Here is a 20,041-nt window from a genome sequence, read left to right on the forward strand (position 1 = left end):
TTAAACGTGAGGTGCAGCAATGAAAAAAATAGCGATTCTTGGCTCGACCGGTTCGATCGGAACACAAACACTGGAAGTTGTTGATATGCATCCGGAGCACTTTCAAGTGGAAGCGCTGGCTGCTGGAAGCAATACAGATCTGCTCATTGAACAGGTAAGACGTTACCAGCCCAAAAAGATTTCGGTAGGTTCCAAGGAACTTGCTGACAAGGTTGCTTCACATGTGCCAGCAGGCACAAAAGTGTATTACGGTTCGGAAGGCCTCATTGAGATCGCTGCAGGAACCGATGCGGACACAGTTGTTACGGCTGTCGTAGGTAGTGTTGGACTAGAGTCTACGCTTGCTGCGATCGATTCAGGTAAACAAATTGGTCTTGCGAATAAGGAAACCTTGGTTACGGCTGGTCATATTGTGACCGCAAGAGCAGCAGCAAAAGGCGTATCTATTTTGCCTGTAGATAGTGAGCACTCGGCGATCTTCCAGTGTCTGAACGGAGAGAACCGCTCAAGTGTGGCCGGAATTACATTGACTGCGTCAGGTGGTTCGTTCCGAGATCTTACACGTGAGCAGCTGCAACAGGTGACCGTAGAAGATGCGCTTAAACATCCAAACTGGTCAATGGGATCGAAAATCACGATCGATTCTGCAACGATGGTTAACAAAGGACTCGAGGTCATTGAGGCACATTGGTTGTTTGGGCTTGATTATGAACAGATTACCGTACTTCTTCATCCGGAGAGCATTATTCATTCTTATGTAGAATTCGAAGATACAAGTATCATTGCGCAGCTAGGTACTCCGGATATGCGTGTCCCGATTCAATACGCGCTGACCTATCCTGATCGTATGCCATCTCCTGCAAAACGGTTGTCTCTCGCTCAGATTGGACAGCTTCATTTCAGGGAGATGGACATGGACCGTTTCCCGTGTTTAAGAATGGCATATGAATGTGGTAAAATGGGAGGAACTGCAACGACGGCTTTTAATGCAGCCAACGAGGTTGCTGTAGCCCGTTTCTTGCGAAAGGAGATTTCGTTCCTTAAAATAGAAGATATCATTGCTTCTGTGCTGGAAGCGCTCCGGAATGTGGACAAACCTGATCTGGAGCAGATCGCTGCCTGTGATCAGGACAGTCGCAAGCTTGCGTCCTTGCTGTAATCTCTTTTTTTGAGATAAACCGGAAGAAGGGATTCTCTTGTGCGGCATTAGAGAATAATGATAGTCTAGAGGGACAGACTGCGGTACGTGCCGTGAAGGAGGATGAATAGGGATTGGAAACCATACAAGTGGTATTTCTAACGGTGCTGATGTTCTTTGTCATCGTGACGGTGCATGAATGGGGGCATTATTACTTTGCGAAGCGTGCCGGCATTCTTGTACGGGAATTTGCGATCGGTTTTGGTCCCAAATTATTCTCATATAAAAGAAATGAGACGCAGTTCACACTGCGCTTGCTGCCTTTTGGCGGATATGCACGAATGGCAGGAGAAGATCCGGAACTGATTGAAATCCAGGAAGGACAGACCATAGCGGTACGAGCTGTGGAGGACCAGGTCAAAATGATCTATCTGGATCAACTGGATAACCGTAAAAATGTAATTCGCGGAGAAGTGATCTCCATCGATATGGAGAATACACTTAATCTTCAACTGGATGTGGATGGTGAAATACAACACTATCAGATTCATCCGCAAGCGATGCTGGTAAGCCGCGGCAAACAGACACAGATTGCTCCTAAAGATCGGCAGTTTGGCAGCAAAACGGTAGCTCAACGCGCCTTGGCTATTTTTGCAGGCCCGCTCATGAACTTTATTCTTGCTTTTGTTTTGTTCGCTGCGTATGCACTGATGGCAGGCGTGCCGGTGGAAAACCCGAAGAATTTGCAGATTGGCGAAGTGTTTAAAGGCGGGGCAGCGGATCAGGCTAATTTACAAAAAGGCGATATTATCGAAACCATTAATGGCGTGGTGATCGGTACGGATTCAAAAAAAATGGTGACGATGATTGCTGAATCCAAAGACAAGCCGATGGAATGGACACTGCGCAGGGGGAATGAGACGCTTAATATCACCATTACACCTCGAGCGATAGAAGGTCAGGAAGGTGGTAAGGTAGGAATTGCACCTGTTCTGCCTACACGTTCTGTAGGATTTGTGGAGATGTTCAAGTTTTCAGGAGTAGCTATGGTGGATACCACCAAGGTTATTTTTGAAGGGTTCAGACATCTGATTAATCAATTTAGCATGGATGACATTGGTGGACCTGTACGTACATTTGAGGTTACTGGACAGATTGCCAAGCAAGGTATCGAGCAATTAACAAGATGGGCGGCGATTCTAAGCCTTTATCTGGGCATATTCAATCTGCTTCCAATTCCTGCGCTTGATGGTAGTCGTCTCGTTTTCCTTGGAATTGAAGCGCTGCGTGGTCGACCGGTTGACCCTAATCGGGAAGGCATGGTTCATTTTGTCGGATTCGCGATGCTCTTTGTGCTGATGCTGGCGGTAACATATAATGATATACTACGTTTAATTAACGGATAATTACGGTTTGACTATGTGCTGAGTAATATGGAGTACTAGTCGTTATGGGAGGACGCTGGAGTCTTATGTCAAAGGAAAATGATAAACAGTTCGTGACTGAAATTACACCACAGGGTGAGGATTTCTCTCGCTGGTACATTGATGTTATTAAAAAAGCAGATCTTATGGATTATTCACCGGTTCGTGGTTGTATTGTGTTTAAACCGGACGGTTTTGAAATCTGGGAGCACATTAAGGATGAAATGGATCGCCGATTCCGCGAAACGGGGCACCGCAACGCGTATTTCCCGATGTTCATCCCGGAGAGCTTTTTCCAAAAAGAAAAAGAGCATGTGGAAGGTTTTAACCCTGAGTTGCCCTGGGTAACCGAAGCGGGTGGAGAAAAACTCGAAGAACGTTTAGCGATCCGCCCAACATCAGAAACCATTATTGGACATATGTACTCCAAATGGATTCAATCCTATCGTGACCTACCGGTATTGATTAACCAATGGGCTAACGTTGTCCGCTGGGAAAAAAGAACGTTGCCTTTCCTGCGCACCAGTGAATTTCTGTGGCAAGAAGGACATACGGCGCATGAGACAGAAGAAGAAGCGCGTGAAGAAACGATGAAAATGCTGGAGATCTACCGTGAAGTGGTCGAAGAATACCTTGCCATTCCGGTTATTACAGGGCAGAAAACAAAATCCGAGAAGTTCGCGGGTGCGGTGGATACCTTCTCCATTGAAGCTATGATGAAAGATGGACGTGCGGTACAGGCAGGTACTTCTCACTACATGGGTACGAATTTTGCCAAAGCATTCGAGATTCAATATTTGAGCCGTAACAACGTTCTGGAACTTGCCCATACCACTTCATGGGGAACGAGCACGCGTTTGATCGGAGCTTTGATTATGGTTCACGGGGATGACCGTGGTCTTGTATTGCCKCCAAAAGTGGCACCAACGCAAGTGGTGATGATTCCGATTGGACCGCCAAAAACACGTGATGCCGTTGTAGGTCGTGCGGATGAACTGTTCGCAGAACTGAAAAAGGCTGGTATTCGTGTGAAGATGGATGATCGCAGCGATGTTCGTCCAGGCTGGAAGTTTAACGAATACGAAATGCGCGGTGTGCCGATCCGTTTGGAGATAGGCCCTCGTGATATGGAAAACGGCGTATGTGTGCTTGTATCGCGGATTACCGGAGAAAAGAAAGTGGTTGAGCAGGCAAACTTGGTTGAAGAAATTCAAACGATGTTGACACAAGTACAGGCTGACATGCTTGATCGTGCGCGTACATTTATGTCAGATAATTTCTACTCCGTGGATACATTGGATGAGATGAAAGAATTAATGGAAAACAAACGTGGATTTACACTGGCAGGATGGTGTGGATCGGAAGTATGTGAAGATAAAGTAAGAGAAGTCACGGGTGCAACGAGCCGGAACATCCCGTTCCAGCCAGCGGAAGAAAAGCACACATGTCTGGCTTGTGGCGAAAAAGCACAGCACACCGTTGTGTTTGCAAGAGCATACTAGTCAATGGCTTGATTTTGAAAGCTTATTCACCGGTTTAGCAATGAATGAAGAGCTTCTGTCGGATAAAATGGATCGGTGCGGGTTCGGATCGGGGACATTTTTGAATGCAGAGGCTTTTCACGTTTTAAGGGGGCACAGGAGGAACACAATGAGTGGAATTGAGGAGAAAAGAAAACGGTTTGAGTTGTTGTTGAAACAGGCAGAACTTCCGGCAGGTTTGACTGACCCTTATTTCCTGGATGGGTGGATTGAACAGGTCGAGACCAATCGTACGAATCGCGAATGGCATATCCAGATTGGAAAGGATACACTGGTACCAGCACCGATCTATCGAACGTTCAGTCTGCATATTCAGGAGAAGATGAATCATATTGCCAAAATTACTTTTGCCTTCAAATATACGGACAAGGTTCTGTCTGGCGATATTGTGAATGAGTACTGGAACCTATTTCTGGAGTGGGTTACACGTGAAATTCCGTCTGTGAACGGATGGATGAATCGTGCCACAGTAGAATGTGAAGCCGATCTGCTGCAACTAACGATGAGTGATTCCACATCCATGGAACTGGCACGCAAGAAACAGATTGACCAGGCCATTACCAGGTTCTACGAGAAGTATTTCCACTTGCCTTTACGTGTGAAAATGCAGGTGGGCGAAGCGGGAAGCAACAAGGAAGCCATGGAGCAGTTCCAGGCTCAAAAAAAGGTAGAAGAACGACAAGTTATTGAAAAAATGATGAGCGAAGTCATAGAAAGCGAACTGCCTGAGGATGAAGATCAAGGTGATGTGCGGTTACAAATGGGTTATGAGATCAAAGAACCGGCAGTGCCTATGCAGGAAGTTCAGGATGAAGAGAAGAAAATCACACTTCAGGGAACGATTTTTGGCCTGGACCGCAAGGAACTGCGGAATGGAAATACGCTGTTCACCTTCTATCTGACGGATTTTACGGATTCAATGCAAATGAAGATGTTTGCTAAAACCAAAGAAGACGTCAAAATTCTCAGCTTGCTGGCGAATGGAAAATGGGTGAAAGTACGCGGACGTGTAGAATACGACCGGTTTATGCAAATTCCTGAACTTGCCATGATTCCTTCGGATCTGACCGAAATCAAGGCACCTCCATCCCGTAAGGATACTGCGGAGGAGAAACGTGTAGAATTCCACTTGCACTCCACAATGAGTACGATGGATGCGGTAACGTCCATTGATAAATATGTGAAAACAGCTGCTGATTGGGGACACAAGGCGATTGCTGTCACCGACCACGGCGGTGTACAGGTCTACCCGGAAGCATCCAAGGCAGCGAAAAAAAATGGGATTAAAATGATCTACGGCCTGGAGGCCAATGTGGTGAATGATTCCGTAGCTGTTGTCCTAAGTCCGCAACCGATAGATCTTAAGACGGCTACGTATATCGTATTTGATATCGAGACAACGGGTCTCTCGGTTACACAAAGCAAAATTATCGAGATCGCTGCAGTTAAAGTACAAGAGGGCAAAGAAGTAGACCGGTTTGCTACTTTTGTTAATCCGCACGAACGAATTCCATATAACATCCAACAGTTGACGAACATTACCGATGAGATGGTTAAGGATGCACCTGAGCTTGAGCCGGTTATTCGTGATTTTGTTGCCTTTGCAGGGGATGGTGTACTGGTCGCGCATAATGCACGATTCGATATGGGTTTTATTCAGGCTTCACTCAAAAATCTGGGCATGCCTGAGTTGCCAAATCCGGTGCTAGATACACTGGAACTTGCTCGTCTTTTATATCCAAAAATGAAAAATCACCGGCTGAATACATTGGCAGACAAGTACAAAGTTGCACTGGAAAGCCATCACCGGGCCATTGATGATACGATTGCTCTCGCGGGTATCTTGAATGGACTTATCAATGATGCAGCTCAGTTAAAAGGTCTGACAATGCTGGATCGCCTGAATGATTTTGTTGGAGTGGATTTGTCGAATACCCGTCCTTTCCACTGCGGAATTTACGCGTTGAATGATATAGGCAAGAAAAATCTGTACAAGCTGGTTTCTCTGTCACATACAGAGTACTTCAAACGTGTTCCATGTATACCAAAGTCCAAGCTGGTAGGTTTGCGAGAAGGATTGGTTGTCATATCCGGTTGTGAAAAAGGAGAGTTCTTTGAGGCTGTACTTAACAAATCGGTAGAAGAGGCTGAGGAGATCGCCCAGTTTTACGACATTCTGGAGATTCAACCACTGACGATGTACATGCATCTGGTAGACAAAGGACTTGTTGCCACACCCGAGGAATTGAAACTTGCGGTTCGTAAAGTCATAGATATTGGAGCCAAGTTGAACAAACCTGTTATCGCTACAGGCAATGTGCATTATTTGGAGCCGAGAGATAAAATTTATCGGGATATTACGATTCATGGCATAACGGGGTTCAGTCCGCTTAAAGATCAGCGCAAACCTGATGCTCACTTTAGAACGACAGCCGAAATGCTGGAGGAATTCCAGTTTCTTGGACAGGACAAGGCATACGAAGTTGTTGTAACTAACACGATCCAGCTTGCTGATCGTTTTGAGGAAATTAAGCTCTTCCCAGATAAACTCTTTACCCCGATTCTGGAGGGCGCAGATGAGGAAATCCGTAATACGTGTTACAACACGGCCAAATCAATCTATGGTGAAGAACTGCCAGAAGTTATTATTGCCCGTTTGGAAAAAGAATTGCAACCGATTATCAAATACGGATTCTCTGCTAACTATCTGATCTCGGAACGTCTGGTGAAAAAATCAAATCAGGATGGCTATCTGGTAGGTTCCCGGGGATCAGTTGGTTCATCTGTGGTAGCAACCTTCCTTGGGATTTCGGAAGTTAATCCGCTTCCTGCGCATTATATCTGCGTGAATTCCGAGTGCAAGCATAGTGAATGGTTCCTTGACGGTAGTGTACCGAGTGGATTTGATTTGCCAGAGAAACCATGTCCTGATTGCGGTGGGAAACTCAAAGGGGAAGGACAGGATATTCCATTTGAAACTTTCCTTGGGTTTAAAGGAGATAAAGTTCCCGATATCGACTTGAACTTCTCGGGGGATTATCAGCCCCATGCCCATAACTACACGAAAGTGCTGTTTAGTGAGAAAAGTGTGTTCCGTGCGGGCACGATCGGAACGGTCGCTGAGAAAACAGCCTTTGGTTTTGCCAAAAAATATGAAGAAGAACATCACAAAAAATGGCGCGGGGCCGAATTGAACCGTCTGGCATCCGGCTGTACTGGTGTGAAGCGAAGCACGGGACAGCATCCCGGCGGCATTGTCGTTGTTCCCGATTATATAGAAGTGGAAGATGTCACACCTGTTCAGTATCCAGCAGATGATGTAACAGCCGAGTGGAAAACAACCCACTTTGACTATCATGCTTTTGAAGAAAACTTGCTTAAGCTTGATATTCTGGGGCATGATGATCCGACCATGATGCGTATGCTGCAGGATCTTACTGGCGTTGATCCAACGACAATTCCGATGAATGATCCTAAAGTAATGAGCATGTTCAACTCAACGGATGCCCTTGGCGTAACTCCAGAGTTAATTCGCTCTCCTGTTGCTACCTTCGGTGTCCCGGAGATGGGGACCAAATTCGTGCGTCAGATGCTTGTCGAATCCCAGCCGTCCTCTTTTGCCGATTTACTGCAGATATCGGGGCTATCTCACGGTACGGGGGTATGGCTTGGTAATGCGCAAGATTTGATTAAGAACGGTACATGTAACATCAAAACGGTAATAGGTTGCCGGGATGACATCATGTTGTTCCTGATTTACAAAGCGGGAATGGATGCGAGTCTAGCTTTTAAGATTACAGAAAGTGTACGTAAAGGACGCGGTCTTCCACAGGAATGGATCGATGAGATGAAAAACTGCAAAGTGCCACAGTGGTACATTGACTCCTGTCTCAAAATCCAATACATGTTTCCAAAGGCCCACGCGGCTGCTTACGTTATCTCCGCAGTGCGTACCGCATATTTTAAACTGTATCATCCGATTGAATATTATGCGACTTACTTCACCGTTCGTGCAGACGAGTTGGATATTGAGCTGGTGTGCCAAGGCTATGACGCCATCTATCGCAAAATCGTAGAGATCGAACAGCTCGGGTTCCAGGCGCCGCCAAAGGAGAAAAACAGCCTTCCTGTTCTTGAAATGGCACTGGAGATGGCTGCCCGTGGCTTTTCGCTTAAACCGATTGATCTGTACCGCTCGGAAGCGACAAAATTCATCGTGGACGAGAAGTCTCTGATTCCTCCATTCTCTGCACTGGCAGGTATTGGTGATAACGCCGCTCGTAACATTGCTGCAGCCCGAGAACATGGTGAGTTTCTGTCGATTGAGGACTTCCAGCAGAAGTCCAAAGCGACTAAAACGATCGTTGAGTTGCTGACCAATATGGGATGTTTCCGTGGTTTACCTGAGAGCAATCAACTCTCCTTGTTCTAAATGAAAAAAAATAGCAGGATGAACCCATTTGTTCTGTACTGAGGCCACAGAGTTTGATTTTTCCTTCATTAGTATGGTTTGCTGTGCCAAGGATGGTTACTTGTCACTATTACCAGACTATGTTATAATTTTTGAAGTGAACGAGATAGTACGAATTTCTGAAGAGTGGGGAAACCCACTCTTTAGTCTTTGGTATACAAGAATCTTGGGTATTTAATCATCAGCCAGCGATTAGAGCTGGTGTGACCTAAGTTGGAGGTTATCGGTTTTGAGCACAACGAATATTAAATCTACCGTGGAAGAAATGATCCAACCCTACTTGAATGAACAAGGCTTCGAGCTGGTTGACATCGAATACGTCAAAGAAGGCAGCAACTGGTTTTTACGGGTGTATGTCGACAAAGAGGGTGGAATCGACATCGACGATTGTGTCTTGATCAGCGAAAAGCTGAGCGTCAAGCTGGATGAGAACGATCCGATTCCGTCTGTATATTTCCTTGAAGTGTCTTCTCCCGGTGCGGAGCGTCCACTAAAAAAAGCGGAGGATGTTGCCAAAGCCGTAGGCAAAAACGTATTTGTTACAACCTACGAGCCGGTGAATAAATTGAAGGAATTCGAAGGCAAGCTGCTTTCTTTTGATAATGGGGAGCTTGTGATTGAAGCAGGCAAGAAGCAGCACACCATTTCATACGAGAAGGTTGCCAGTGCGCGCTTGGCCATTTTGTTTTAAAGTGCCTTGTTCACTTGATTAATGAAAAAGACACATCTCACGATAACGGCAAGGTGCTCACAAGTTTCGAGCCTTTCGCCGTTTTACGTATGGGATGCCATGTTTGAAAGGGGGATCAACATTCATGAGTATGGATTTTATTGAAGCAATGAATGAATTGGAACGGGAAAAAGGGATCAGCAAGGATGTGCTGTTTGAAGCGATCGAGGCTGCACTTATCTCCAGTTACAAGCGTAATTTTAATACAGCACAGAACGTACGTGTTGACATGAACCGCAATACGGGGGTTATTCGCGTATATGCACGCAAACTGATCGTGGAAGAAGTTCTGGATTCACGCACTGAAATTTCGTTGCCTGCTGCACGGGAAATTAACCCACACTTCCAGTTGGAAGATATTGCGGAGATTGAAGTTACGCCGCGTGACTTTGGACGTATCGCCGCACAGACGGCCAAACAGGTTGTTACCCAGCGGATTCGTGAAGCCGAACGCGGCCTGATCTACAATGCTTTCGTGGATAAGGAAGAAGATATCGTTACGGGAGTAGTGCAGCGTCAGGATTTGCGCAATATCTACATCGATCTGGGCAAAATCGAAGCGGCACTGCCGCTTACCGAATTAATGCCAAATGAGAAGTTCGTTCACGGTGACCGCATCAAGGCGTACATTACCAAAGTCGAAAACACGACTAAGGGGCCGCAAATCATTTTGTCTCGTACTCACCCCGGCCTCTTGAAACGTCTCTTTGAACTGGAAGTACCTGAGATTTTTGATGGTGTCGTTGAGATTCGTTCCGTTGCTCGCGAAGCAGGATTCCGTTCCAAAATTGCAGTTCATTCTCGCAACGAGGAAGTTGATCCAGTAGGTTCTTGTGTAGGTCCAAAAGGAATGCGCGTGCAGACCATTGTGGGTGAGCTGCGCGGTGAGAAAATCGACATCGTTCGTTATTCCGAACAAGTGGATGAATATGTGGCTAATGCATTGAGTCCTTCCAAGGTCTTGGAAGTCCATGTGTTCGAGGAAGAAAAGATGGCTCGGGTGATTGTTCCTGACTATCAACTGTCCCTTGCCATTGGCATTAAAGGCCAAAATGCCAGATTGGCAGCCAAATTAACGGGCTGGAAAATCGACATTAAGAGCGAGAGCCAGGCGGAGCAGGAATTCGGCAGAGAAAAAGATTCTTCTTCGGAAATGCATCAGGATTCCGTCTCCGTCGACTAAAGGAAAGCACGGGGGGGCGCTGACGTATGAAACCTAAAAAAGTGCCGCTGCGTAAATGTGTGGCATGCCAGGAAATGATGCCCAAAAAACAACTGATTCGCATCGTTAAAACGCCAGAGGACGAAGTGTTGATTGATTTGACTGGTAAAAAGTCTGGACGCGGTGCATATCTGTGTGGCAAAGAGTCTTGCTTCAAGCTTGCACTCAAAAATCGGGCGCTGGATCGAGCACTTAAGGGCAAAGTTTCACCAGAAATCTATGAACAACTCGCTGCGGATTTCGTTGCAGTTGAGGATGAATTCTTAGCTGCACAGGAGCGTGAAGAGCATGAGTGATACGAAAGTGTTATCTTACCTCGGGCTCTCCATGCGCGCTGGTAAACTTCTTACAGGTGATGAGATTGTACACAAAGCGATCCGTTCAGGTGAAGCCAAGATGGTTATTGTAGCAGGTGACGCCTCGGCGAATACACAAAAGAAATTTCGCGACAAATGTGCTACTTACAAGGTTCCGCTTCTTATCGGTCTAGATCGTGACCGTATAGGGTCAAGCATCGGTAAAGACACGCGGGTTGTTCTTGCAGTAACAGACCTTGGGTTTGCAAAAATGATCTCCAAGCAAGTCGGTATAATGTCGGAGGTGGAGTATATTGAGTAAACAGGAAAACAAGGAAAAATTGCGAGTTTATGAATATGCGAAGTCCCTTAACATGAGCAGTAAAGAAATTATCACCATTCTTAAGAAACTGGATATTCCTGTCAACAATCATATGAGTGTTATGGAGAATGGTTCGGTTGGTAAGGTGGAACAATTTTTTAAAGATATTAAATCCACTGCCGCGTCGAAACAAGGCAACGAAGCAAAATCTGTTGCAACTTCGGCTGTACGCAGTGACAAACCAGTGGACAGCAACAAACCGGGCGGCGGAGTGAACACGCCGAATAACAGCAACACAACCGGTAGTCCCGTACAAACAAAAATACAACAGGAAAAGCAGGTAGGTATGAACAATAGACCAAATTCCAACAATAACAATGGCACTCAAAGACCAAGCGGCCAAGATAGCCGTAACAGAACAAATTCTTCTTCCCAAGGCTCAAGCCAAGGGGGACAAACCGGAAATCGTCCAAGACCAGCTTCAAGCGGTCAAGGAAACACGGCTTCCCGCCCGCAAGGATCGGGTCAACGACCAAACAATAGTGGTGGTCCTAACAGAACAACAGGATCAAACTCAAGCGGTCCTAACAGAACAACAGGACCGAACACTGGTGGCAACTCCAGCAATAGCGCTAACCGTAGTGGTGGCCAAGGGCAGGGGCAAGGCCAGGGACAAGGTGGCCAACGTAGAGGCGGTCAAGGCAGTTCCGGTAATAACAGCGGCAACCGCTCCAATGGTGGAGGCACAGGCGGCGGTGGACGTCGTTTCGACGACAATCGTGGTGGTAACTTCCGTAATAACCGCGGTGGCAAGAACAACCGTAACAGAAATCAGCAACAGTATGTGCAACGTGAAAAAATCGACAACACACCGAAGAAAATCATCGTTCGTGGTGACATGACGGTTGGTGAAACGGCGAAACTTCTTCACAAGGATGCTTCCGAAGTTATCAAAAAGCTTATAGGTATGGGTGTCATGGCAACCATTAACCAAGAACTTGATATTGATACCATTCTTCTGCTCGCAGGTGAATTCGGTGTTGAAGTTGAAGTGAAGATCGTGCTTGAAGATGACCGTTTTGAAACTGTGGAAGAGAATGATGATGCTGCAGATCTTCAATCCCGTCCTCCGGTTGTAACAATCATGGGTCACGTTGACCATGGTAAAACAACATTACTGGATGCTATTCGTTCTACGAATGTAACTGGCGGCGAAGCGGGCGGAATCACGCAGCATATCGGTGCATATCAAGTTGAAATCAATCACAAGAAAATTACGTTCCTTGATACTCCGGGTCACGAAGCGTTTACAGCAATGCGTGCGCGTGGAGCACAAGTTACGGATATGACGATTATTGTTGTTGCTGCGGATGATGGCGTTATGCCACAAACGGTTGAGGCGATTAACCATGCCAAAGCCGCGGGTCTGCCGATTATCGTTGCAGTCAACAAAATCGACAAACCGGGTGCTGATCCTGACAAAGTGAAGCAGGAACTGACCAACTATGAACTCGTTCCGGAAGAGTGGGGCGGAGACACAATCTTTGTCAACGTATCCGCGAAACAAAGAATGGGTCTGGAAGGTTTGCTTGAAATGATTCTGCTCGTTGCAGAAGTAAATGAATACAAAGCGAATCCGAATAAACGTGCCCGCGGTACGGTGATTGAAGCCGAGCTTGATAAAGGTCGTGGCCCGGTTGCTCGTATCCTTGTACAGCATGGTACATTAAAAGTCGGGGATGCGTTCGTGGCAGGTAACTGCTTCGGTCGTGTACGTGCGATGGTCAATGATAAAGGCCGTCGTTTGAAAGAAGCTGGACCGTCTACTCCGGTAGAAATCACAGGCCTTACTGAAGTACCAGGTGCGGGAGATCCGTTCATGGTGTTCGAAGATGAGCGTAAAGCTCGTTCCATTGCTGAAAAACGTGCGATTACGCAACGTGAATCCGATCTGGGTACGAACACACGTGTAACTTTGGATGATCTGTTCCAACACATCAAAGATGGCGAGATCAAAGATTTGAATGTGATTATCAAAGGTGACGTGCAAGGTTCGGTTGAAGCATTGAAAGGTTCCCTTGCGAAAATCGAAATTGAAGGCGTACGCGTGAAGATTATTCATAGCGGTGCTGGAGCGATTACGGAATCTGACATCATTTTGGCTGCGGCTTCCAATGCCATCGTGATCGGGTTCAACGTTCGTCCTGAAAATCAGGCTAAAATCACTGCGGATCAAGAGCAAGTAGACATTCGTCTGCATCGCGTCATCTATAGTGTTATCGAAGAGATTGAACAAGCAATGAAAGGTATGCTTGATCCGATCTACAAAGAAAAAGTGATTGGCCATGCTGAAGTACGTAACACTTTCTCCATCAGTAAAGTGGGTACTATTGCAGGTTGTATGGTTACCTCGGGCAAAATCACGCGTTCTGCGGAAGCTCGCCTGATTCGTGATGGTATCGTGCTTTACGAAGGTAAGCTGGATTCCCTGAAACGCTTTAAAGATGATGCCAAAGAAGTGGCTCAAGGTTATGAGTGTGGTATCACATTGGATAAATACAACGATCTCAAGGAAGGCGATGTAATTGAAGCCTTCATTATGGAGACCGTACAACGATAAGCAAGGAAGTATGAGGTGAACAACAATGGCTAAGATTCGTACAGGTAGAGTGGGCGAGCAGATTAAGAAAGAATTGAGTCTGCTTATCCAGTCAGAACTGAAAGATCCACGGATCGGCTTTATTACCGTAACGGGAGTTGAAGTGACTGGCGACTTGTCGCAAGCCAAAGTTTATCTGAGTGTCTTCGGTGAACAGGAGCAGAAAGATAACACGCTTAAGGCACTTGCGAAAGCAAATGGCTTTTTGCGGACGGAACTCGGCAAACGTATCCGTTTCCGTCATGTTCCCGAATTGATATTCAAGATTGACGAATCGATTGCATACGGCAGCCGGATTGAAAAGCTGCTTGGCGATATTGGTTCCGACAACGACAAAAACGAATCCCAGTAACAGAATAGAGGAGACGGCAATGCACACTTATGAACAGGCGCTCCAAGCAGGAAAACAATTCCTGCTGGAGCATGACGATTACCTGGTCGTGTCGCATGTACAGCCGGACGGTGACGCAGTCAGCTCGACGGTAACGATGGGCTGGCTGCTGTCATGTCTGGGAAAGACATTCACAATGATTAACGAGGGTGAAATCCCGTCACGCATGCGTTTTTTGTATCATGCGGATGCCATTGTGAACTTGACCGAACAACCCCCGGAGCGTAAGTATAAAGCGATTATTTGCGTTGATTGTGCTGACTTTGCCAGAGTGGGGCTTACCCGTCAATATTTCGAGGAAGACGCAGTTATTTTAAATATCGATCATCATCCTACGAATAACGGATATGGTACAGTGAACATTATTAAATCCGATGCAGCAGCTACGGCCGAAATTTTGTTTGAATTGCTGGAACTCTTCGATATTACATGGGATAAGGATATAGCTACGGCAGTATATACAGGTATGCTGACGGATACGGGTGGATTCCGTTATGCGAATACAAGTCCCAATGTGATGGCTGTTGCTTCTCGCTTACTGGAGCATGGTGTGGATGGGCCTTATTTGGCACAAATGCTGCTCGAAGAGGTCACTCTTCCGCAGATCCGCATCTTGAACAAGGCACTGTCATCCTTGCAAATGTCAGAAGACGGCAGAATTGCCTGGGTTGTTATTACACCAGAAGATATGCAGGAATGTGGGGCAGCGAACGAAGATCTTGAAGGGATCGTGAACTATACCCGCAACATTCGTGGGGTAGAAGTAGGTATCTTTTTCAAAGTGATCAACGATAATGCTGTTAAAGCTTCCTTGCGCTCAGCCGGTAAAATAGATGTTGCAGCACTGGCACAAACTTTTGGTGGCGGCGGACATGTTCTCGCAGCTGGATGCCGACTGGAAGGCAAGGTTGAAGAGAGCGTGGAAAAAGTGCTGAAGCAGGTGAATACACAATGGTAAAACCCTTTGAAGGTATTCTCCCGGTATACAAACCAGCGGGATTTACTTCTCATGATGTTGTAGCCAAAATGCGTCGGATTTTGAAAATGAAGCGTATCGGTCACACGGGCACACTCGATCCACAGGTAACCGGGGTTCTCCCGTTATGTCTTGGACGAGCGACTCGAGTGGTAGAGTATATGCAGGAACTTCCGAAGGAATATTTGGCGACACTCCGGCTGGGGCTTGCTACAGACACTGAGGATCTAACGGGTGAAGTTATTGAACGTTCAGAATCCCCTGTAGAAGTAACTCAGGAGCAAGTGCAGGAGGTACTTAAGCAGTTTATGGGTACCATTTCCCAGGTTCCACCGATGTATTCCGCGGTAAAAGTAGATGGCAAACGTCTATATGAACTTGCTCGTGAGGGTAAGACGGTTGAGCGCAAGAGCCGAGAAGTTACGATCTATGAGCTGGAGCTTACCGGAATAGAGACCAGTGATGGAGCAACCGATATATCGTTTCGCGCTCTATGTTCAAAAGGAACTTATATTCGCACCTTGTGCGTAGATATTGGTCGCGAGCTTGGTTATCCCTCCACTATGGTTAAACTGGAACGGACCATCTCCGCAGGAATATCAGCTGATCACTGTCTTCGTATCGAAGAAGTGGAACAGCGCATGAATGAAAATACGCTTGCTGAAGCATTGATTCCAGTAGATGAAGCGATTTCCTTCATCCCAGCGCATAAAGTTGGAGAAGAACAGACGAAGGGCGCTCTACAGGGTCAAAAGCTGTCTGCACGTTTATTGGATCCGCCTGTGGAGAAGCCAGGGCTATTGCGTTTGTATGCTCAGGATGGAACATTTCTGGGGATTTTTGAGCGGGATGAATTGAAACCAACCGTGAGGGCTGTTAAAGTCTTCTTACCGGAATAAAGAGGTACCGGGCTTGGAGTAATGACGAGGTTCAAGCTTGGCCTATCAAGTGAAATGCAGGTGAATGATTGTGAAAACCGTAATGCTAACTTATCCGCAAACATTACAATCAGCGGAACTGAGTACACATCCCCAAGTGCTGGCAATCGGTCAATTTGACGGKCTGCATCTCGGACATGCAAGTGTCATTCTGTCCGCTGTTCGCATTGCAAAGGAATCAGGCATGAAGGCGGCCGTCATGACCTTCCATCCACATCCGAAGGAAGTTATGCGCAAAGGGGATTACGAGGGTTATCTGACGCCTCTCAGAGACAAAGAAGAAATTCTGGCTGACATGGGCGTAGACATACTCTATGTTGTCGAGTTCAATGAATCATTTTCACAGCTTTCCCCAGAGCAATTCGTTCATGAACTGTTGCTTCCTATTGAGACGCGTACAGCTGTTGTTGGATTCGATTTTCGCTTTGGTCACAAAGGAGCAGGGGATGAGCAGATGCTTCGTGTGCTGGGGGATGGAGAAATGACCGTAGAGACTGTTCCCCCGTTCTTGCTTGGAGGGGAGAAAGTAAGCAGTTCACTGATTCGTGCTCTCTTGAAGCGTGGTGAGATGGATGAGGCGAGCCAGTGGCTTGGACGTCCTTATAGTGTCAGAGGAACTGTTATTCACGGAGAGAAACGCGGACGGACCATTGGTTTTCCTACCGCCAATCTCGAACTTACCGATCACTATGTTACACCTGCCAAAGGTGTCTATGCTGTACGAGTGAATGTTGGCAATCAAGAACTGGCAGGTGTGATGAACCTTGGTGTCAAACCTACCTTTCATGAGAATGGAATGAGACCGACATACGAGGTACATCTGCTTGATTTTGACGGCCAAATCTATGATCAGGAACTGAAAGTGGAATTGGTGCACTACATTCGCAACGAACGAAAATTCGATTCCATTGAAGCTTTGATTGCTCAGATCCGTGAAGATGCACTTACTGCAGCTCGCTTGCTGTCCTAAAAACTTTGATTGAATTGATGTTTACATTTACTTTGTCCGGGCAAGTATGATATAATGTACTACGTTGTCGAAAGTGATAACACTAACCTTAGCTTGGTTACACGCTCTCACCGGCGGTGACGAGGCTAATGGCGATTATAATGAAGGAGGTGAATAGGATGGCATTGACTCAAGAACGTAAACAACAACTGATCGACGAGCACAAAACTCATGAGTCCGATACTGGATCACCTGAGGTGCAAGTTGCTATCCTTACGGAAAACATCAGAAGTTTGACAGACCACTTGCGTACGCATAAGAAAGACCACCACTCACGTCGTGGACTTTTGAAAATGGTAGGTCAACGTCGTAAGCTTTTGGCTTACGTGAAAAACAAAGATGTTAAACGTTACAGCGCACTGATCGAAAAGCTCGGATTGCGTCGTTAATTATCGTACATGTTTTCAAAATCAACCTGGCTGTTATCCGTCTTTCTTTTGTTCAAAAGGACAAGCGGAGCTTACAGCCGGGTTGTTTTGTAGATGAACATGTTGCCATATATTTGTAGCTGAGGGCTCCGCAAGGAGCTTTTGTTTTGCAAGTCAGCCTGCGATCTGTCCAACCAAAGCTAATGAATGCTGGACAAGCAGGAAATACTGTGAATATGCAGAATCCATTGTGATAGGAACGAACTAAAGGAGGGATTTCATGGAACAACGTGTTGAAATGCAGCTTGGAGGAAGAAAGCTTACGCTTGAAACCGGGCGTTTGGCCAAGCAAGCAAATGCTGCCGTTAAGGTAACATACGGAGATACTGTAGTATTGTGTACCGTGACAGCATCAAGTGAGCCGAAAGATCTGGACTTTTTCCCACTGACGGTGAACTATGAAGAAAGATTGTACGCTGTAGGTAAAATCCCGGGTGGATTTATCAAGCGTGAAGGCAGACCATCCGAGAAAGCGATTCTGGCAAGTCGTCTGACAGACCGCCCGATTCGTCCATTGTTCCCGGAAGGTTTCCGTAATGATGTACAAGTTCTGAACATTGTTATGAGTGTGGATCAGGATTGCGAACCACAAATCGCAGCCATGATTGGTACTTCAGCAGCACTGAGCATTTCCGATGTACCTTTCAGCGGTCCAATTGGTGGCGTGAAAGTTGGTCGTATTGATGGAGAGTTCATCATTAATCCAACGATTGCCCAGCTTGAAATCAGCGAACTTGAACTCGTGGTTGCAGGAACTAGAGATGCAATCATGATGGTTGAAGCCGAAGCGAATGAATTGTCAGAAGAAGTAATGCTTGAAGCAATTATGTTCGGACATGACGAAATCAAAAACATTGTGACAATCATTGAACAGCTTGTACAAGTTGCCGGTAAAGAAAAAATGGCAGTGAAACTGCATGCCGTTAATGAAGAAGTGAACAGCAGCGTGCGTGAGTTTGCAAGTGCACGTCTGGTGGAAGCAGTTAAAATTGCTGAGAAACATGCCCGTCAAGATGCGATTGATGTCGTGAATGACGAAACTGTTGCTCATTTTGAAGAGAAATACATCGAATCCCCTGAACTGCTGAAAGATGTGAAAGAAGTGCTGCACGATATCGTCAAAGAAGAAGTGCGCCGTCTGATCACTCACGATAAAGTTCGTCCGGATGGACGCGGCCTTGCTGAGATTCGTGCAATTGAATGTGATACTTCCCTGCTTCCGCGTACACATGGTTCAGGTCTGTTCACACGTGGACAAACACAAGCACTGAGCATTTGTACTTTGGGTGCGCTGGGTGACGTTCAAATTCTGGATGGCATCAGTCTGGAAGAAACAAAACGTTTCATGCATCATTATAACTTCCCGCCATTCAGCGTAGGTGAAGCTCGTCCGCTTCGTGCGCCAGGACGTCGTGAAATCGGACATGGTGCGCTAGGTGAGCGTGCGTTGTCCAAAGTCATTCCTTCTGAAACGGACTTCCCGTACACGATCCGTTTGGTGTCTGAAGTATTGGAATCCAACGGTTCTACATCCCAAGCAAGTATTTGTGCCAGCACACTTGCAATGATGGACGCGGGTGTACCAATCAAAGCTCCGGTAGCTGGTGTGGCGATGGGTCTGATCAAAGACGGAGACCATGTATCTATCCTGAGTGATATTCAAGGTATGGAAGATCATCTGGGCGACATGGACTTCAAAGTAGCAGGAACACCTGAAGGCGTAACAGCGATTCAAATGGATATTAAAATTGATGGAATCGATCGTCAAATTTTGTCCGAAGCGCTTGCTCAAGCCAAAGAAGGACGTATGCACATTTTGGGTAAAATGACCGAAGTGATGAAAACACCTCGTGAGCAATTGTCCCAATATGCGCCTAAAATTACGACCATGCATATCAATCCGGACAAAATCCGTGATGTTATCGGTGCTGGCGGTAAAATCATCAATAAAATCATCGAAGAAACCGGTGTTAAAATTGATATCGAGCAGGATGGACGTGTCTTTATCGCTTCTTCCAACCAGGAGATGAATGATAAAGCCAAATCGATTATCGAAGGTATTGTACGCGAAGTACTTGTTGGCGAAATCTACGTCGGCAAAGTAAAACGCGTTGAGAAATTCGGTGCATTCGTTGAAGTGCTGCCAAATAAAGAAGGTCTGGTTCACATCTCTCAATTGTCTACTGAGCGTGTAGCGAAAGTAGAAGATGTTGTGGCGATCGGTGATTCCATTACAGTAAAAGTAACCGAGATTGACCCACAAGGTCGAATCAACTTGTCCCGTAAAGCAGTACTGACAGCAGAAGCTCCTGCGCAATCCTAGGTAGCTGATGTTTGAATAACATATGCAAGATTGAATGAAGAGGCAGAATGCGAATTTCTGGCTCTTTTTTTAACGTTTAAATCGAAAGCTGTTTATCCAGAAATGAGGCTTTTAATCATATTCCGGCCCTTGTCCTCATATGATGGGGACAAAGACGGCAGGAGGATGGAGCT

General features: G+C 46.3%; 15 protein-coding genes. All 15 read left to right on the forward strand.

The window, feature by feature from the left end:
- The first annotated feature begins 19 nt into the window (after nt 1-19).
- On the forward strand, nt 20-1,159 hold the full coding sequence (locus AB4Z30_RS20285; protein ID WP_441929288.1) for a 1-deoxy-D-xylulose-5-phosphate reductoisomerase: 1,140 nt from the start codon (nt 20-22) through the stop codon (nt 1,157-1,159).
- Between the two features lie 113 nt (nt 1,160-1,272).
- Complete coding sequence (gene rseP / locus AB4Z30_RS20290) at nt 1,273-2,544, forward strand: RIP metalloprotease RseP (protein WP_441929289.1); 1,272 nt, start codon at nt 1,273-1,275, stop codon at nt 2,542-2,544.
- 65 nt (nt 2,545-2,609) lie between these two features.
- Nucleotides 2,610-4,064 carry a proline--tRNA ligase gene (gene proS, locus AB4Z30_RS20295; protein ID WP_154886350.1) on the forward strand — a complete coding sequence of 485 codons (1,455 nt, stop codon included), beginning with the start codon at nt 2,610-2,612 and terminating at the stop codon, nt 4,062-4,064.
- A 148-nt stretch (nt 4,065-4,212) separates the two neighbouring features.
- Entirely contained in the window at nt 4,213-8,535 is a 4,323-nt protein-coding gene (locus AB4Z30_RS20300; RefSeq protein ID WP_441929290.1) for a PolC-type DNA polymerase III, read from the forward strand.
- Nucleotides 8,536-8,803: 268 nt separating this feature from the next.
- Nucleotides 8,804-9,265 carry a ribosome maturation factor RimP gene (rimP, locus tag AB4Z30_RS20305; protein ID WP_441929291.1) on the forward strand — a complete coding sequence of 154 codons (462 nt, stop codon included), beginning with the start codon at nt 8,804-8,806 and terminating at the stop codon, nt 9,263-9,265.
- Between the two features lie 124 nt (nt 9,266-9,389).
- Nucleotides 9,390-10,487, forward strand: coding sequence for a transcription termination factor NusA (gene nusA / locus AB4Z30_RS20310; RefSeq protein ID WP_090923835.1), 1,098 nt, complete (start codon nt 9,390-9,392; stop codon nt 10,485-10,487).
- Nucleotides 10,488-10,513: 26 nt separating this feature from the next.
- Complete coding sequence (gene rnpM / locus AB4Z30_RS20315) at nt 10,514-10,822, forward strand: RNase P modulator RnpM (protein WP_441929292.1); 309 nt, start codon at nt 10,514-10,516, stop codon at nt 10,820-10,822.
- Nucleotides 10,815-11,144, forward strand: a complete 330-nt coding sequence (locus AB4Z30_RS20320; protein ID WP_123064487.1) for a L7Ae/L30e/S12e/Gadd45 family ribosomal protein — start codon at nt 10,815-10,817, stop codon at nt 11,142-11,144. Before rnpM ends, AB4Z30_RS20320 begins: the two co-directional genes overlap by 8 nt.
- Entirely contained in the window at nt 11,137-13,764 is a 2,628-nt protein-coding gene (infB, locus tag AB4Z30_RS20325) for a translation initiation factor IF-2 (protein WP_441929293.1), read from the forward strand. Before AB4Z30_RS20320 ends, infB begins: the two co-directional genes overlap by 8 nt.
- 25 nt (nt 13,765-13,789) lie before the next feature.
- A complete protein-coding gene (gene rbfA / locus AB4Z30_RS20330; protein WP_441929294.1) occupies nt 13,790-14,155 on the forward strand; it encodes a 30S ribosome-binding factor RbfA in 366 nt (121 codons plus the stop codon).
- A gap of 19 nt (nt 14,156-14,174) precedes the next feature.
- Nucleotides 14,175-15,152, forward strand: a complete 978-nt coding sequence (locus AB4Z30_RS20335) for a DHH family phosphoesterase (protein WP_441929295.1) — start codon at nt 14,175-14,177, stop codon at nt 15,150-15,152.
- Nucleotides 15,146-16,069 (forward strand): tRNA pseudouridine(55) synthase TruB, encoded by a 924-nt coding sequence (gene truB / locus AB4Z30_RS20340; RefSeq protein WP_441929296.1) that lies wholly within the window; start codon nt 15,146-15,148, stop codon nt 16,067-16,069. The genes AB4Z30_RS20335 and truB overlap by 7 nt, the downstream gene beginning before the upstream one ends.
- 70 nt (nt 16,070-16,139) lie before the next feature.
- Nucleotides 16,140-17,078, forward strand: coding sequence for a bifunctional riboflavin kinase/FAD synthetase (locus tag AB4Z30_RS20345; protein WP_441929297.1), 939 nt, complete (start codon nt 16,140-16,142; stop codon nt 17,076-17,078).
- A gap of 158 nt (nt 17,079-17,236) precedes the next feature.
- The gene (rpsO, locus tag AB4Z30_RS20350) at nt 17,237-17,506 is read left to right on the forward strand and encodes a 30S ribosomal protein S15 (protein WP_056700672.1); all 270 of its coding nucleotides are present in this window, start codon (nt 17,237-17,239) and stop codon (nt 17,504-17,506) included.
- A 259-nt stretch (nt 17,507-17,765) separates the two neighbouring features.
- Nucleotides 17,766-19,868, forward strand: coding sequence for a polyribonucleotide nucleotidyltransferase (gene pnp, locus AB4Z30_RS20355; protein WP_441929298.1), 2,103 nt, complete (start codon nt 17,766-17,768; stop codon nt 19,866-19,868).
- Nucleotides 19,869-20,041: the final 173 nt, after the last annotated feature.

The organism is Paenibacillus sp. 2TAF8 (genome assembly GCF_052114825.1).
In the GTDB taxonomy this organism is placed as follows: domain Bacteria; phylum Bacillota; class Bacilli; order Paenibacillales; family Paenibacillaceae; genus Paenibacillus.

Excerpts from the sequence above, each read along its gene's own strand:
- AB4Z30_RS20285 (WP_441929288.1), top strand. The coding sequence starts at position 20 with ATGAAAAAAATAGCGATTCTTGGCTCGACCGGTTCGATCGGAACACAA.
- AB4Z30_RS20300 (WP_441929290.1), top strand. The coding sequence starts at position 4,213 with ATGAGTGGAATTGAGGAGAAAAGAAAACGGTTTGAGTTGTTGTTGAAA.
- nusA (WP_090923835.1), top strand. The coding sequence starts at position 9,390 with ATGAGTATGGATTTTATTGAAGCAATGAATGAATTGGAACGGGAAAAA.
- rnpM (WP_441929292.1), top strand. The coding sequence starts at position 10,514 with ATGAAACCTAAAAAAGTGCCGCTGCGTAAATGTGTGGCATGCCAGGAA.
- AB4Z30_RS20320 (WP_123064487.1), top strand. The coding sequence starts at position 10,815 with ATGAGTGATACGAAAGTGTTATCTTACCTCGGGCTCTCCATGCGCGCT.
- rbfA (WP_441929294.1), top strand. The coding sequence starts at position 13,790 with ATGGCTAAGATTCGTACAGGTAGAGTGGGCGAGCAGATTAAGAAAGAA.
- AB4Z30_RS20335 (WP_441929295.1), top strand. The coding sequence starts at position 14,175 with ATGCACACTTATGAACAGGCGCTCCAAGCAGGAAAACAATTCCTGCTG.
- truB (WP_441929296.1), top strand. The coding sequence starts at position 15,146 with ATGGTAAAACCCTTTGAAGGTATTCTCCCGGTATACAAACCAGCGGGA.
- rpsO (WP_056700672.1), top strand. The coding sequence starts at position 17,237 with ATGGCATTGACTCAAGAACGTAAACAACAACTGATCGACGAGCACAAA.
- pnp (WP_441929298.1), top strand. The coding sequence starts at position 17,766 with ATGGAACAACGTGTTGAAATGCAGCTTGGAGGAAGAAAGCTTACGCTT.